Raw genomic sequence first — 15,775 nt, 5'->3', positions numbered from 1 at the left:
CAGACATTCCCAATGATATGATGCTCATATACCTGCTGCGCAGTGGGACGATGTGATAAGGAAAGGGGCCTCAAGAATGGGGAAGGATCATATCATTAGAGCGATGCTGTCTGAAAAGGTGAGTATGACACCGAATGGGTTTGAGGCAAACCAATTAAATCCCAAGCAGTTTGCAGAGTGCCATGAATTGTTTTTTGACAAGATATTTGACATTAGCTCATCGGATATAACGGGCGTGGAAGGCTATGGCGAGTTTAACGATGATTGCACTACAGAATATGGGACCTGCAGAGAATTCCTGATCGATACCTTTGCAGAGGATAGAGAAGGCTACTGGTATAACTGGAGAGAAATGTTCGAAACGACGGTTCTGGAGCGCGAATTCTTCGAGCAATACTTCAAGGAAATGGAAGATAGAATTGATTATTGTGAAGGGAAGCGTTATTTAGTTTACAACAATACGTTTTTCGTGAATATGATTACAGATGGCAGGACGATGGTCGGTTTCCCTGACTGGAGCCGATCCGGCATTTGCGATTTCCTCCTGGATTTTGCCATAATGGACTTAAATAAGCCTTACTTGCGAATACCGGAATTGTTGGTCCAGTATTGCGAGAACAGGGGCATCATCATACCCGATTTCAAAGAAAGATTCTTATGTATGGCTTATTATAAAGGGATCGGCACCTTGCGCTGGCATGCTTCGATCGATGACACAGAATCGTGCGGGTCCATAATGAAATCCATCCGTGAACTGAAAGATCGGCTATACGCCTTATAGATGGTGATGCTATGAAATACGAGAATGCCTGCGATGTACTACCAGAGGAGCTGTTGAAAGAAGTTCAGAAATATGCGGCAGGCAAGCTTCTGTACATTCCTTCCGGAGAGGAAAAAAGAGCCTGGGGCGAAACGTCCGGTTACCGGGAGCAGCTGCAGCGGCGCAACCTGATGATTCGCAATAAATATGCTAATGGAATGACGGTTTCGGAGCTTGCGGATGAGTACTTTTTATCCTTGGATTCTATCAAGAAAATCATCTATTCGAAGAAAAATGATAGAAACTTAACCTATTGTCCGACTATCGGATCAGCGGTACAATATGCCAGTATCGGGATGATCGAGGAATGGGTTCAATGCTATCTGCTGCTTACCCACAAAGCTGCTCCCCTTTTACATGATTTCATCAAGGAAGATCATTTGTATTTTGGCGTCGTGAAGCTCCCGCTTCGTCTCGTTCAGTATGATGGAGCAGAGCTGGAGGAAGAACATGGCATTGAAAAGGATACAGCCGCCCTCCCGCCGCTTCTTATTCAATATGAGGCAGGCAAGTTTTATTGTATCGTACAGCAAGAGCTGCTGGGCACGTTAAAACAACGCAAAGTCAACGCTTATCCGACGATCATTGTATTGAAAGAGAACGCCGACTATAAACGGTTTATGAAATACTATGGAACCGTATTATTTTTTGTTGATAAAGGATAACAGACCGGGTCAATCAGCCTGCTTTTATTAACAATAATAAATGGGTCTTGTTTAAATGATAAAAAATTATTAAAATAGTCCCTAGGGCAAAAGAAATAAAGCTTTCGCCTTTACCAGATTTACTACACCTAACCACTAATTCGGCATTAATGAACCAGAGATAGCGCTGGACATAAGCCTAAATAAGAGTTGTTCATGACAACTTTTATTTAGGCTTTTTTTGCTTCTAGTTCCTATTAAATAATTGAAGGTAAAAGACTAGCTTTACCTAAACTGAGGATGGGTTTTTTGGATAAAAATGAAAAGCAAACTCAAAACGAAATTGCGAGCCACATCGGAAGATTGCTGCGAGAAGCCTTTGGAAAAGGGCCGCAGTCGATTTTTGTCAGTATCAGTCGTCCGTTTATTATCATATATTTAAGGAAATTTTTATCGCCAACGGAGAAGATTCTTCTTCAGCAAGACGAGGTTTATTCCGTTCAGCATACTAGAGACTTAGTGATGAGGTCGTTGATCCCGGAGATTAAAGCCTATCTGCTGCTGCTGACGGGAATGAACATACGGGAATTTTACTATGACTGGGGATTGCATAACCATTCGGGCATACTTGTCGGAATAGAATCCGAAGACAGCCAGCAGGATTTCAGTCCGCAGGAATGGTATGCAGGGAAAGAGGAGCTGCATCAGGAAATCGATAGAATCAGCCATCAGATCCAAAAAAAACCGGATGAAACCCAGTCATATTTGATTAATGAAAGGACACTTCTGGTTATCAGAACGGGGATTCTGATTAGCATTGGCAAAGAGCTGATTCGGCTTGGCTTTGAAGAAAGCTTAAAGTTGGCAGAGCGAAATCTTGAAAAAAGTCATTTGTTCAATAACAATCAGTTTCAAAAAATTTTAAATTGCCGGATTGTGGATGTATTTGCTGACTGGGACTTTCATCTGGATAAGAGCGTTATCGTGTTTATCTTAAGACCATTTCAGGAATAAAAATCCAATTCGCTCTAATCATGGATAGAATGCAGCCAGAAGTGAATAATAAATGAAGTTTCTGTTGTTTTATTCCAAATAAGTAATTACAATGAATCTGGGGTGAAAGAAATAATGCTTTTGCCTAAATAGAGGATGAATGATCTTGGATAAACAGGCTTTAACCGAAATAGCGAGTTACGTCGGCAGATTGCTAAGAGAGGCTTTCGGGAAAGGCCCTCAATCGATATTTGTCAGCATCAATCGCCCTTTTGTTGTTCTGTATTTAAGAAACTTCTTATCACCGACAGAGATGATCCTTCTTCAGCAGGATCAGATCCAATCGATTCAAACGACGAGAGCTTTACTAATGAAATCCATCATTCCTGAAATCAAGGCCTATCTGCTGCTGCTGGGTGGCATGAATATTCGGGAATTTTATTATGACTGGGGGCTTCATAACCAATCGGGCGTGATGGTCGGTATCGAAGCCTGGGATGATCAAGGACAAGCCTCTTTAGAAGCAGGGTATACAGGGAAAGAGGAGCTTCATCGGGAAATTAATACAATCAGTCATGAGGTGCAGAAGCAGCCGGACGAATTGTATTCGTGCATGATCAATGAAAGAACCCTTCTGGTGATTCGCAATGGGATACTGATTAGTATTGAAAAAGAAATGATTCGAATTGGACATGAGGAAAGCTTAAAGCTGGCTAAGCGAAATCTGGAAAAAAGGCATCTGCATAACGATGGCCGTTTCCAGGGATTTTTAAATGCGAAGGTTATGGATGTATTTGTTGACTGGGATTTTCATCTGGATAAAAGCGTCATTGTGTTCATCCTAAATCCGGGTCAATAATTTGGCGGTAATGAACCAGAGAGAACGCTGGACATCAGCCTAGATAAAAGCTGCGATTGCAGCTCTTATTTAGGCTTTTTTTGATTGCTCTGGCACTTTTCGCGAAATGAGGAGATAATATGGTTGATTCTCACGAACAGAATGAGATTCTAGATCGAATCACGGATGCCTTCTTTGCAGTCAATAACGCCTGGGAATTTACTTACATCAACGAAGAGGCGTCAAGAATGCTGTTCCGCAGGGCGGATGATCTTATTGGTAAAACTATATGGAATGAATTCCCGGATGCGGTTCATTTAACGTTCTTTGCACAATACCAGAAAGCTATGTGTGAGCAGCGAAGGGTGGAATTTGAAGCGTACTACCCTCCTTTAGCAGCCTGGTTCGATGTAAGGGCCTATCCATCCTCCAGCGGTCTTTCGGTTTACTTTCAAGACATTACACGGAGGAAGGGGATTTCCTTACAAAAGGAGCAGCATTTTGAGTCGCTTTTTACATATAACCCCGATGCTGTTTTTGCATTTGATTTGGAAGGGAATTATCTTCGTGTGAATCCGGCCATGGAGCGAATGCTAGGATACAGCGCGGATGAGCTTTTGGGCATGTCGTTTGTTCCATTGATCCCGGCGGAAGAGCTGGATAAAACCAAGATGTATTTTTTAAAAGCAGCCAAAGGCATCACACAATATTATGAAACTAGAGCGTACCACAAAAACGGAGCTATTATCGATATGAAAGTAACCAACATGCCGATCATAGTCAACAATGAAACCGTGGGAGTATATGGGGTCGCCAAGGATATAACCCAGGAAAATAACAACAAGACGATGCTGCTGCAAGCTGAAAAATTGACGGCAGTCGGGCAGCTCGCGGCATCGATTGCGCATGAAATCAGGAATCCGCTGACCTCGCTGAAAGGCTTTGTCCAACTCATCGAACAAACCTTGCCTGGAGTTAGCGAACATTATTTTAGGATTATGAAGGATGAGCTGAAAAGAATAGAGCTGATTACCAGCGAATTGCTTTATTTGGCCAAGCCGCAGGCCCAGGAGTTCAAAAGCGAGCAGATCAGCCAAATCATTCAGGACGTCATTCTGCTCATGGGCTCGCAGGCTTTAATTCACAATGTGGAAATAAGAACATACCACCTGGAGGAGCTGCCTGCCGTCCAATGTGTGGCGGCCCAGCTGAAGCAGGTTTTTATTAATGTTATTAAAAACGCAATGGAAGCCATGCCCGACGGCGGGAAGATCGATATTATGGGGTCCAGGCCAAACCCGGATTTGATTATGATACAAATCAAGGACCAAGGCAAGGGGATCCCGGAGGAGCATATTTCCCAAATCGGCTCTCCCTTTTATTCAACCAAAGAAAACGGGACAGGTCTCGGCATGATGGCCACACAGCAGATCATTCATTCCCATAACGGAACTTTGAAAATATCAAGCAGCGAAGGCCTAGGAACGACCATTCATATAGGTTTGCCTATATACTCCGAGGCATACACATCCCCATATAAAGCATAGTTCCTGCAAAAGTGGGCTTCTCAACAAACCAAGGACACCTTATTGGCGTCCTTGGTTATCATCATTATGGTCCCGGATTTAACTGGAAGGTAAAGGAAGTGGTTACACTTGTTTGTAATTTAACATCTATTGCATCATAAGAGATGATTACCCTCGGTGTTTCTCCCAAATCATTAAAAATTCGTACCCGGGTTGGTGATCTGAAACCAGCCGATCTTAACAATGCCCTCATTTGCAGGACTCTTTTATTAGTGCCTGTTTGTGTGTCGCCAATGATATCTTCAAATTTCTTTCTGAATTGAACGGAGTTTGCTAACTTCGCGGATAATCTGGCAATTTGAAGCAAAACTTGTTCGGCTGTGGCGGCCATAAGATTCCTCCCTAAATCGTTTAGGATATCTTATGAACCAATGAAGAATAATGCTTGTACTAACGACCTATGCGATAAATAAGCCTCGTTAATAAACCTGATTAATGAACAAGCAAGCGGGAAGGAGCTTGGATATATTCGGCATATCTTTTAGCTTCTTGAGAGAGATAGGTATCGTTATCTTGGGAGGCGGCAGCATAGGTTACAAAAGCAGGAAGGTAACTCCCATTGCATTTGGTAATCGTCCTCTGGATTGGCCTTAAAAATTCACTGATCGTGAACCAATTATCTCCACCCGCCCGGTAGCAATTTTCCGTCCCCCCCGTTGTTGTGGCAATCATAAATTCTTTGCCCTTTAAATAATTACCTCCCGGTCCATAGGCCCAGCCAAACGTTAATACATCATCAAACCATTTTTTTAATAGAGGCGGGCAGCTGTACCAGTAAAATGGAAATTGTAAAACAATCCGGTCATAGGCTAAGAGCAGCTGCTGTTCCTTCTCTACGTCAATATTCCAATTCGGATACTCCTGATAGAGGTTTCGAACCTCGACGTTTGTATGTTTACTAATTTCAAGCAGGAATGCCCGGTTTGCACGTGATGTCTCCAAATTGGGGTGGGCGACAATGACCATAATGTTCATCTCATAAACCTCCTGGGCTGTACTAAGTAGTTTGGTTACACCCCCATTATTGAGTTGAATGGGATTTTTGAAAAGTACGCTTTTTATTCATACTTAGTCTGGAAAAACGTACGATAACGTGTTGATCGCTAGGGGGTAGTACGCTCCACTATACTATGTACGTAAAAAAATAGTACTTATAGAATTCGGGATACTCTGGTAAAGTCATGGGAAGAGATTCGGAATTTGTGCAACAAGGAGTTGAGCTCATGGACGCGGGTACATATCAATCGTATCGAACGCAGGGAATAGTGACCACGTTGCATGCTATAGGCGGAAAATGGAAGCCGCTGATCTTATTTATTTTGATGAAGGAAGGAACTAGACGATTCGGTGAATTGAGACGTTTACTTCCCGAGGTTACACAAGGGATGCTTACCAATCAGCTCCGTGAATTGGAGAAAGACGGGCTCATCGTTCGGCAAGTGTTTCAGACGATCCCTCCGAAGGTCGAGTATTCGCTGTCCGACCATGGAAGAACACTAAGTTCTATTTTGACCGACATGTGCGGATGGGGGTTTCATCATATTGAATTTATGAATGCTGCCAATGACACCCAAGAAGAGACTAGACGTCATACGGATTAAGAGCGGAGGAATTACACGATTTTACAAATTTCTACAGGATTTTCACGACCGATAGCGAATGTACTAAAAAGTGGATAAACAAGATGAAGTGTACGAAGCTTCGGTGGAGGAACAGATATGAAAAAAGGGTTAGCCCAAATGACGTTAGGCTTTGCGCTCTTGTTCTCTAGCGGGGCAGGGATAGTTCATGCAGAAGAGCAGGGCATACATCATGAGCAGAGAAAAATCAGCTACAACGGCAGCAGCTATACCTTGGATCTAATCCGGATCGACCTTAAGGATCCGACAATACAGGTAAAGGCGGCGGCCGCCAATCATGAGGTCGGGACAGTACAGGATTTCGCTGACATCATGTCGGACAATGACGCGGTAGCGGGAATTAACGGAACTTTTTTCGATGCGTTTACGGAGGATGCAGAGTACCGGACGCCATATGGCATTGTGATGAACAACAACGATCTGTTCTACGGCGGGGATAAGGAAACCTCCATTACGGTATCGACGAATAAAGAGGCTTTTGTGCAAAGATTGGCTATTGGCAGCAATGTCCAGGCGGGCCGATTGGGAGCCCGTCTAAACGGAGTCGACGTGTATCATGGAGATCAGGCTCGAAGCGCGTGGGTGTTTACCAAAGATTACGGGGATGTGGCGGATGAGCCGGGAATCAAAATCGTTATCGGACAGGATCAGAAGGTAGCGTCCATTTCGGAGGAAGCAGTAAGAATCCCGTCAGGCGGCAAAGTGCTGCTGCTATCCACGGACTACAGCCTGGAGCAGGTGTCCAAGCAGGTGAAGCCCGGAGACAAGTTCAGCATGAGCCAGACGGTGACCAATCTGGACACGAAGCAAACGCTGCCTTTGGAGCAATACCAGATGGCGATAGGAGCCGGGCCGAAGCTGCTGACGGGCGGCCAAATCGATATTGATTTTGAACGGGACCGGTTTAACGACCCGCTGGTAACGTCGCAAGCGAATGTTCGAAGCTTTGCAGGGGTCGATGAAGACGGGCAATTGGTGTTCGGAACCGTCTCGTACAGCACGATCGAGCAGATGGCGAACGTCTTGGTTCAAGCCGGCATGACGGATGCCATCAATTTGGACGGTGGAGCGAGCTCGGCTCTTTACTATCAAGGCAAGGTGCTGCGCAAGCCGGGACGGCTGCTCAGTAATGTACTGATTGTGCAGCAGGCAGACAAGCCGCTCGTGCAGTTTAGCGTGAATGGCTATTTGGCCCAGAATAAGACCGGTTATATCGAGAACGGCATCACGATGGTACCTTTTCGCGTGCTGCTGAATCGGATGAATGCGGAATATACGTGGAACTCTGACGATTCCAGCCTGCATATAGAACGGGGGAAGGTGAAGGTCGATCTCAAGCTAGGTAATGACTGGGCAGAAGTGAACGGGCAGGCCGTCACCCTGGAAACGGTACCGCAGATTGTGAACGGCCGGATGTATGTGCCGCTTCGTTTTGTAGCTGAGGCTTTGGGTGCGCAGGTGCAATGGGATGCTTCGCTGTACAGGGCAAATGTGACGTTCGATGAGGGTAAGTAGACAGGTCAGGAACCCGGCATGATTAAGGGCAGACCGTTATCATGGAGGATCCTATGCTTCCATGATAGGGCGCGGCGTAACTACTCTACTGTTGGAGCAATTATCAAAGCTTGTTAGACAAGGAATAGGATGAAAGGAGCTTTACAGCAGAACAGCCATGACCGAACGATTAATTCGATTAATTCGCATCATTATCGCCATTCAGGGCAAGCCGGGGATTACCGCCAAGGAGCTTGCGTTCAAATGTGAAACGACGGAGCGCACCATCTACAGAGATCTGCAGCTGTTGAATCTGATCACTCCGCTGACCCAGGAGGGCTACGGCAAAGGGTATACCTTCATGGGCAATTTCGCAATCTATCCGATGAACTGGACCGAGCAGGAGGCGTTGGTGTTCTCAATGCTTCCTACGGTGATCGATCAAGTCAAGCCGCTGCTGCCTCCGGGCTTTGATTCCGCTTATGAGAAGGTAATGGCGACCTATAACAAGCAAAAATCAAACCATGCCGAGATCATTCAGCAGATTACCGAAGTGATTCAGATGGGGACCCCGGCTTACCGGGAGGACAGCTCCAACTTTCTATTTAAAATTCTTCAGGCATCGCTCGATCAAAAAACAATTCATGCGGTCTATCATACGCAAAGCCGGAATGCTCAATCAGAAAGAAAGATCGATCCGTATTACCTGGTTCCGAGGGACCATCGCTTCTACTTGATCGGGTATTGCCACCTTGCGGGAGCGATCCGTACGTTCCGAATCAGCCGATTCAAGGAGGTGTCGGTTTTATCCGACTCTTTTGACAAGGGCAGCTTTAATGTCAAATCGTATCTGAAAAATACATGGTCCATCGAGCGCGGAGATAAGCAAATTCGCTTCAAGGCCAAGTTCTACCCCAGTATTGCCCGTTACATAAAGGAGGAGGAGCTGTTTGTTCGGCCTAAAATGACGGACCTTCCGGACGGAAGCCTGCTGTTCGAGGTAACGATCAACGATGACCGGGAGTTCCTCAATTGGATTTATCAATACGGTCCGGCAGCCGAAATCCTGGAGCCTGTATCGTACCGCGAAATGATGAAGGAGCAGCTCGCTGCATGGCAGAAGCTGTATGAGTAAGATGTGTTAGATCAAGGGTAAACCGGGCTGTTGGAGACCAGGGAGTCACATGCGTGACTCCTTTTTTTAGTGCGCCACGCATGGCGATTAACTAGGCGGTGAAAGTCCGCTGTGGGGGCTCGTAGTTGCCAACCACTAGCCAAGAGCAAGGGTGTCCATCGTGAGGTGGAATCTGAAGGAAGCTGGAGGCAAAATTCCGACCCGAGGAACACGAACATCATCAGGCATACGGTATGGGATGAGCTTGCTAAACAAAGCGAAGTCCAATTAACTACGCGGAAATACCCATGTAAATGATGCGGGTACATGGAAGGAAAGTGAATCGTCTTACCGTGGGAGGTCTCATGGACGTGAGGAGATGAACTTCAAATCACGGTTGAAACAAGATTTATCATGAGAAGTCAGCAGACGCCATAGTACCTCGTAATGTCGACGCTATGAGGGAAGGGCTGAACCTAAGGAGGTGCAGGTCAATGAAAGTTACCAAAACAGGAGCAAAGGGCAGCCAATCTCCAAAGGAGGGCTCTACGCAGAAAGATAGTGCGGAACACGAAGGATATGCGGGAGTGCGCATTCTTGCGAGGATAACTGAAACGGACAACACCAACGCAAACTTGCCGAGGGATGGACTGCTTGAGCAAATTGTGCGCAAGGACAATCTAAACGAAGCATTCAAGAGGGTCAAGGCGAACAAAGGCTCTCACGGAATCGACGGGATGGGAGTAGATGAACTTCTACAATATCTCAAAGAAAACGGAGAGACACTCAGGCAGGCCATCCTAAACGGGAAATACCGTCCGAACCCCGTTCGAAGGGTAGAAATCCCGAAAGAGAACGGAAAGAAAAGGAACCTGGGAATTCCAACGGTGGTGGACCGAGTCATCCAGCAGGCCATCGCTCAAGTCCTAACGCCGATCTACGAGAAACAATTTTCGGAGAACAGCTTCGGGTTCCGGCCCAAGAGAAGCCAACACGACGCCATTCGGAGAAGCCGGAGCAACATCGCGGAAGGGTATACATATGTGGTCGACATGGACTTGGAGAAATACTTCGACACCGTGAACCAAAGCAAACTGGTGGAAGTGCTATCCCGAACCATTAAAGACGGGCGGGTTATCTCGCTTATCCATAAGTACCTGAAAGCCGGCGTGGTTGTGAAGCACCGCTTCGAGGATACAGAAGTTGGCGTTCCACAGGGAGGAAATCTAAGTCCACTTCTCAGCAATATTATGCTGAACGAACTGGACAAGGAACTAGAAAGCCGAGGTCACCGATTCGTACGCTATGCGGACGACATGCTCATCTTCTGCAGAAGCAAAAGAAGCGCCGAACGGACGCTCATGAACATTCTTCCCTTTATCGAGAAGAAGCTGTTCCTCAAAGTAAATCGGGAGAAGACGGTCGTGGGTGAAGCGAGGAAGGTTAAATTTCTTGGATTCTCCTTCTACTCGAGTAAAGGAGAAACGAAGGTCAGAATCCATCCGAAATCCATCACAAAGATGAAAGCCAGAGTGAAAGAGCTGACTTCGAGAAGCAACGGAATGGGGAACGAGGACAGAGCCATGAAGCTTAGAAGATATATTATGGGCTGGGTGAACTATTTCAAGATTGCCGACATGAAGATGCTACTGAAAGAAACGGATAAATGGATGCGAAGACGAATCCGCATGATTTACTGGAAACAATGGAAACGGGTAAGGACGAAGTTTGAAAGGTTAAAGTCACTCGGAATCCATGAACAGAAAGCATGGGAATTCGCAAATACAAGAAAGAGCTATTGGAGAACCTCCAATAGCCCAATCCTCAGCAAATCCCTCGAAAACAACACCTTAAAAGGATACGGATTCCTATTCTTTTCCGATTACTATCGTCAAGTCACTGTGTAAACTTAGGAACCGCCGTATACCGAACGGTACGTACGGTGGTGTGGGAGGTCGGCTAATCAATTAATGGTTAGCCTCCTACCCGATTGTGGGGATTTCGGCGGATTCGCCTGAGAAGCTGCTGCGGCTTCAGCGGTTACATGGCTGTAGCCGCCATCTATTGTAATAAATCCTTCAAGAAAACACATTACATAGAAGGAGATGGATTTTTTGGATGCATCATCAACAAATGGCGCTTAACCCTGCACAAGCTTTGGGTCATGCTCCATGCTGTCCAACCAGAGGGCGATTCCGGATCAGCGAGACGGAGTCACGAACATCCATTCTCTGACAAGCTGTTGTCCGCCTGCTCAGGTAAGGTATAAGGGTGGAAAAGATAAATAAGGAGTTATCAGGGGGGAGCAGAATGACAATCTGTAAGGTTATAACGGTAGATGTGCGCCGGATTGCAGAACAGCTGGGAATTCTGGAGCCGTTTGAAAAAGAGAATAGGAGGCAGGCTGGGCTTGCCAGGCAGGATAATAAGGATACGAAGGATAGTAAGGATTCGAAGAAAAAGGAGCCGGCGGATCACAAGGAGAAAGAGGGTCGAAAGAAAGAAGAGGATGAATAAAGCCGGCCTGAGGGTCTACGCTTTGTTGCAACTGGATTAAATTCCCAAGCATTGAAACTATAGTTTCCATTCTTGCGTCTATCAATTAGATGACATAATAGCCAAAATAAGGGCGGAGGTTGGATGAGAATGCGACGTTATGATTCAGCGGATGGGGCAGTGTCAGGCCTGGCGGCTTCGCAAACAGGGATGGGTTCGGTATGACAGCTCCTTTAAAAGAAAGCGCTAGGCAGCAGGACATCAAGCAGCTGCATTCGGAATTATGGAACAGGCTGCAGGAGAAGGATGAGGAGTTCGCGGAGAACTTTCTCAAAGCCTGTCTGGAGGATTTGGCGTACAATGCCGAGGAGAGCCCCAGATCAAATCTACTAAGCAAAGCACTGGGCTTGCTAAAAGAACGCGGATTTTGGATAGCCGTTGCCATTGGCATTGTATGTCCGTTAGGGTTAACGTTTTTCTTCCTGTGGGCTGCGCTAATCGTCGAGTAGACCTTATGCACAGGATAAAAGGGAAACAAGCCCATAAGGGAAAGCCTTTCCCGGAAATACGATAAAACAGCCCGCAAAAGCGACTTCATTACGAAGCCTGCCCTGCGGGCTGTTTGGCATGCTTATTTAAAAGGGAGTCAAATCGTACTCCTGTATTTTCCTGTACAAGGTCGTCCGTCCGATCTGCAATAGAGAGGCTGCTTTGCTCAAGTTGCCGTCCGTTTGCCGAAGCGCTCTCTTGATGGCTTCCATCTCCGCTTCCTTCAGGGATAGGATCTCATCCGAACGGCCCGGTGCATCCGGGCGGGCTGCATCCTCCCCGAGCTGGAGATGCCAGGCATCGATAGGGGCTCCTTCCGCAAGAAAGCTGGCCTGGAGCAAAGCGCTGTTAAGCTCGCGAATATTTCCCGGCCAAGAATACTGCCGAAGCTTAAGCTGAGCCTGCTCGGTAAGGCTTGAAGCGGGGTGACCGAGGTTGTGCAGCAAATGGGCGGCAAGTGGCACGATATCGCTTCGCTCCCGCAGAGAAGGCAGGGTGATTTGAATGCCTTTAAGGCGATAATACAAATCCGCCCGAAAGCGTCCCGCCTTCACTTCTTCAGCCAAGCTGCGGTGGGTGGCCGCCACGATCCGGATATCGACGCGCCTGCTCTTCGTGCCGCCGACCGGTGTGATGGTGCTTTCCTGCAGCACCCGCAGCAGTGCAGCCTGCGCCCGAAGAGACATATCTCCGATTTCATCCAGAAAAATCGTGCCTTTATGGGCGGCTTCGAACTTTCCTATGCTGCCTTCTCTGTTAGCCCCGGTAAAGGCTCCGCGCTCGTAGCCAAACAGCTCGCTCTCGATAAGGCTGTCCGGGATGGCGCTGCAATTAACGGCGATGAAGGGCTGGGCGCTGCGAGGGCTGGCCGTGTGAATGGATTGAGCGAACAATTCCTTGCCGGTCCCGCTTTCACCCAGCAGGAGCACCGGATAGTCGGTAAGGGCGGCCTTCCTGGCGATCTCCTTCGTCTGGAGCAGCTTCGGACAAGTCCCGATAATGTCCTGGAATTCATACCATTGTGGCTCGCCAGGAGCTTTCCGCTGAATGGCGACGGAACGCCATATCTTGTGGCGGTCCCCGTGGATCGTTTCAATAGCGAAGCCCGCGGCTCCTTTGAATTCCTTGCCCAAGGCGTCGCGGCCGACAATGCGCAGCGCGGCTTGATTAGCGCGGACGATCCGGTTGTCCCGGTCGAGGGACAATAGCGGCATCGGTACGTTTTGTGCCGTGTAGTCAAGCTCTTTTAGCGTAATAAGATGCTCGTCGCGGGTTTCCTCCCAAATCAGCTTGTTTTGCAAGGAATCAGCCGCCATACAAGCCAAAGTCAATGTATAGTCGTGGTAGCTTTCTTTTTTACCGCTGATGTTAATGACTCCGATGAGCTGTCCGGAGGAATTGAAGACGGGGGACGATGCGCAGGTCAGGAAACGGTTGGACGTATAATAGTGCTCCCCGGCATGGACGCGGACGGCCTTATGCTCCGTCAGAGCCAGCCCGATGGCATTCGTCCCTTTGCGGCGCTCCTCCCAGTTGGCCCCTACCTGAAGCTGTACCCGCTCTGCGCGGTTCGAGAAATCAGGGTCGCCGACAGAGTGAAGAATAGTCCCTTGGGCGTCGATCAGAAGCGCCATTTGTCCCGACTGCTTGATAAGACGATTCATTTTGGCAAAAATCTGCTCCGTATGCCGGATTAGCTGCTCATGCTGCCGTGTGAGCTCCCTTATTCGGTTCCCGGTTATGATGTCGTCATACACAGGATCGGACGGCTTCAATCCATAATGCTGACAGCGCTTCCAAGAATTCTCCATCATTTGAGACAGGTCGGTTACTTCCAGAGATGACAAAGTGAACACCTCCATCGTTCGTACGGGCTTCTATCTTCATGATACCATAAAAGATTCAGCGGTTTCTATTTGCGAAAAAAGGTTGTATCAAAATGAAACAGCCCGACTGTACCAGCATAGAACAACAAGCGGCCGGGCATTCTTCCGAAAGGACTCTGCAGCAGGTCTGAACGGTTTGGCACGATTCTTGCTTATATAATTAGTGAAACCAAATTGAAGGAGGATGTTCACAATGATCTATGCACAACCGGGACACAACGATTCGAAGGTGACATTCAAGAAGCGTTACGAAAACTTTATAGGCGGCGAGTGGGTTGCGCCTGTGCAAGGGCAATATTTTGAAAACGTTTCACCGGTGAACAACCGTCCCTTCTGCGAAATTCCCCGCTCGACGGCGGAAGATATCGAGCTGGCGCTGGATGCCGCTCATGCGGCCAAGGAAAGCTGGGGACGCACCTCGGCAGCCGAACGGGCACTTATCCTTAATAAAATTGCTGATCGTATAGAAGCGAATTTGGAACTGCTGGCGGTAGCCGAGACTTGGGATAACGGGAAGCCGGTTCGCGAGACATTGGCTGCCGACCTGCCTCTTGCCGTCGACCACTTCCGCTATTTTGCCGGGTGCATTCGCGCCCAAGAAGGGGCCTTGAGCCAAATCGACAACGATATGGTGGCATACCATTTCCATGAGCCGCTGGGGGTCGTCGGGCAAATTATCCCGTGGAACTTCCCGCTGCTGATGGCGACCTGGAAGCTGGCTCCTGCATTAGCTGCAGGGAACTGCGTGGTGCTGAAGCCGGCTGAGCAGACTCCTGCCTCCATTCTGGTGCTGACTGAGCTGATTCAGGATTTGCTGCCACCGGGCGTGGTCAATATCGTCAATGGCTTCGGTCTTGAAGCCGGCAAGCCGCTCGCGTCCAGCAGCCGAATTGCCAAGATCGCTTTTACCGGGGAAACGACCACTGGCCGTCTCATTATGCAGTACGCTTCCCAGAACCTTATTCCGGTTACATTGGAGCTGGGAGGGAAATCGCCGAACCTGTTCTTCGAGGATATTATGGCCAAGGACGACGCATTCTTCAATAAAGCGATCGAAGGCTTCGTGCTGTTCGCCTTGAACCAAGGGGAAGTGTGTACGTGCCCGTCCCGCGCTTTAATTCAAGAATCGATCTATGACGCTTTTATGGAGAGAGCGCTGAAACGCGTTGCCGCCATCAAGCAGGGCAATCCGCTCGACACGGAAACCATGATCGGAGCTCAGGCCTCCACAGAGCAGGTCGAAAAAATTATGAGCTACATCAGCATCGGCAAGCAGGAAGGTGCAGAGTGTCTGATCGGGGGAGGCCGTGCAGCATTGGAGGGTGAGCTTGCAGAGGGCTACTATATCCAGCCGACCGTACTTAAAGGCCATAACAAGATGAGAATCTTTCAGGAGGAAATTTTTGGTCCGGTCGTCTCCGTAACCACCTTCAAGGATCAGGAGGAAGCACTGGCGATTGCCAACGATACGCTCTATGGCTTGGGAGCGGGACTATGGACACGCGATATGAACGTAGCTTATCGGATGGGGCGCCAGATTGAGGCAGGACGCGTATGGACGAACTGCTACCATGCCTATCCTGCGCATGCGGCCTTTGGCGGCTACAAGACCTCGGGGATCGGCCGTGAAAACCACAAGATGATGCTCTCGCATTATCAACAAACGAAAAACCTGCTCGTCAGCTACAGCCCGGATGCATTGGGCTTCTTCTAAG

15 protein-coding genes are annotated in these 15,775 nt (G+C 47.9%); 12 read left to right on the top strand and 3 right to left on the bottom strand.

The window, feature by feature from the left end:
• The first annotated feature begins 76 nt into the window (after positions 1-76).
• The 5 genes from GGC63_RS20420 (at position 77) to GGC63_RS20400 (ending at position 4,842) form a co-directional block, all read left to right on the top strand.
• Positions 77-781, top strand: coding sequence for a hypothetical protein (locus GGC63_RS20420; RefSeq protein WP_192703868.1), 705 nt, complete (start codon positions 77-79; stop codon positions 779-781).
• 11 nt (positions 782-792) lie between these two features.
• The gene (locus tag GGC63_RS35175; protein WP_318781098.1) at positions 793-1,485 is read left to right on the top strand and encodes a CD3324 family protein; all 693 of its coding nucleotides are present in this window, start codon (positions 793-795) and stop codon (positions 1,483-1,485) included.
• 288 nt (positions 1,486-1,773) lie between these two features.
• Positions 1,774-2,478: a DUF2294 domain-containing protein gene (locus GGC63_RS20410; RefSeq protein ID WP_079912078.1), complete on the top strand. Its 705-nt coding sequence runs from the start codon at positions 1,774-1,776 to the stop codon at positions 2,476-2,478.
• Positions 2,479-2,623: 145 nt separating this feature from the next.
• Complete coding sequence (locus GGC63_RS20405) at positions 2,624-3,316, top strand: DUF2294 domain-containing protein (RefSeq protein WP_225948356.1); 693 nt, start codon at positions 2,624-2,626, stop codon at positions 3,314-3,316.
• A gap of 119 nt (positions 3,317-3,435) precedes the next feature.
• Positions 3,436-4,842, top strand: a complete 1,407-nt coding sequence (locus GGC63_RS20400) for a PAS domain-containing sensor histidine kinase (RefSeq protein ID WP_192703866.1) — start codon at positions 3,436-3,438, stop codon at positions 4,840-4,842.
• Positions 4,843-4,906: 64 nt separating this feature from the next.
• Here GGC63_RS20400 and GGC63_RS20395 read toward each other — a convergent pair whose 3' ends face one another.
• Positions 4,907-5,212, bottom strand: a complete 306-nt coding sequence (locus tag GGC63_RS20395) for a hypothetical protein (protein ID WP_192703865.1) — start codon at positions 5,210-5,212, stop codon at positions 4,907-4,909.
• A gap of 101 nt (positions 5,213-5,313) precedes the next feature.
• Positions 5,314-5,856, bottom strand: coding sequence for an NAD(P)H-dependent oxidoreductase (locus GGC63_RS20390; protein WP_192703864.1), 543 nt, complete (start codon positions 5,854-5,856; stop codon positions 5,314-5,316).
• Between the two features lie 248 nt (positions 5,857-6,104).
• Between GGC63_RS20390 and GGC63_RS20385 the strand changes: the two genes are divergently transcribed.
• The 6 genes from GGC63_RS20385 to GGC63_RS20360 all read left to right on the top strand — a co-directional run bounded on the left by GGC63_RS20385 (position 6,105) and on the right by GGC63_RS20360 (position 12,134).
• The gene (locus GGC63_RS20385) at positions 6,105-6,482 is read left to right on the top strand and encodes a winged helix-turn-helix transcriptional regulator (RefSeq protein WP_192703863.1); all 378 of its coding nucleotides are present in this window, start codon (positions 6,105-6,107) and stop codon (positions 6,480-6,482) included.
• A 117-nt stretch (positions 6,483-6,599) separates the two neighbouring features.
• The gene (locus tag GGC63_RS20380; RefSeq protein ID WP_192703862.1) at positions 6,600-8,036 is read left to right on the top strand and encodes a stalk domain-containing protein; all 1,437 of its coding nucleotides are present in this window, start codon (positions 6,600-6,602) and stop codon (positions 8,034-8,036) included.
• Between the two features lie 157 nt (positions 8,037-8,193).
• Positions 8,194-9,150, top strand: a complete 957-nt coding sequence (locus GGC63_RS20375) for a helix-turn-helix transcriptional regulator (protein WP_192703861.1) — start codon at positions 8,194-8,196, stop codon at positions 9,148-9,150.
• A 473-nt stretch (positions 9,151-9,623) separates the two neighbouring features.
• Positions 9,624-11,036: a group II intron reverse transcriptase/maturase gene (gene ltrA / locus GGC63_RS20370; protein WP_192703860.1), complete on the top strand. Its 1,413-nt coding sequence runs from the start codon at positions 9,624-9,626 to the stop codon at positions 11,034-11,036.
• A 403-nt stretch (positions 11,037-11,439) separates the two neighbouring features.
• Positions 11,440-11,646, top strand: coding sequence for a hypothetical protein (locus GGC63_RS20365; protein WP_079912087.1), 207 nt, complete (start codon positions 11,440-11,442; stop codon positions 11,644-11,646).
• 200 nt (positions 11,647-11,846) lie between these two features.
• A complete protein-coding gene (locus GGC63_RS20360) occupies positions 11,847-12,134 on the top strand; it encodes a hypothetical protein (RefSeq protein WP_192703859.1) in 288 nt (95 codons plus the stop codon).
• A 126-nt stretch (positions 12,135-12,260) separates the two neighbouring features.
• Here the strand turns inward: GGC63_RS20360 and GGC63_RS20355 are convergent, their stop codons facing one another.
• Positions 12,261-14,021, bottom strand: coding sequence for a sigma-54-dependent Fis family transcriptional regulator (locus GGC63_RS20355; protein ID WP_318781097.1), 1,761 nt, complete (start codon positions 14,019-14,021; stop codon positions 12,261-12,263).
• Between the two features lie 232 nt (positions 14,022-14,253).
• On the opposite strand from GGC63_RS20355, the gene adh reads away from it, so the two are divergent.
• Complete coding sequence (gene adh, locus GGC63_RS20350) at positions 14,254-15,774, top strand: aldehyde dehydrogenase (protein WP_192703857.1); 1,521 nt, start codon at positions 14,254-14,256, stop codon at positions 15,772-15,774.
• Position 15,775 lies beyond the last annotated feature (1 nt).

The sequence above is a fragment of the Paenibacillus sp. OAS669 genome (assembly GCF_014873645.1).
Taxonomy (GTDB): domain Bacteria; phylum Bacillota; class Bacilli; order Paenibacillales; family NBRC-103111; genus Paenibacillus_S; species Paenibacillus_S vulneris.
The sequence above is the reverse complement of the archived record's forward strand: the minus strand, read 5'-3'. Positions and strand labels throughout refer to the sequence as shown.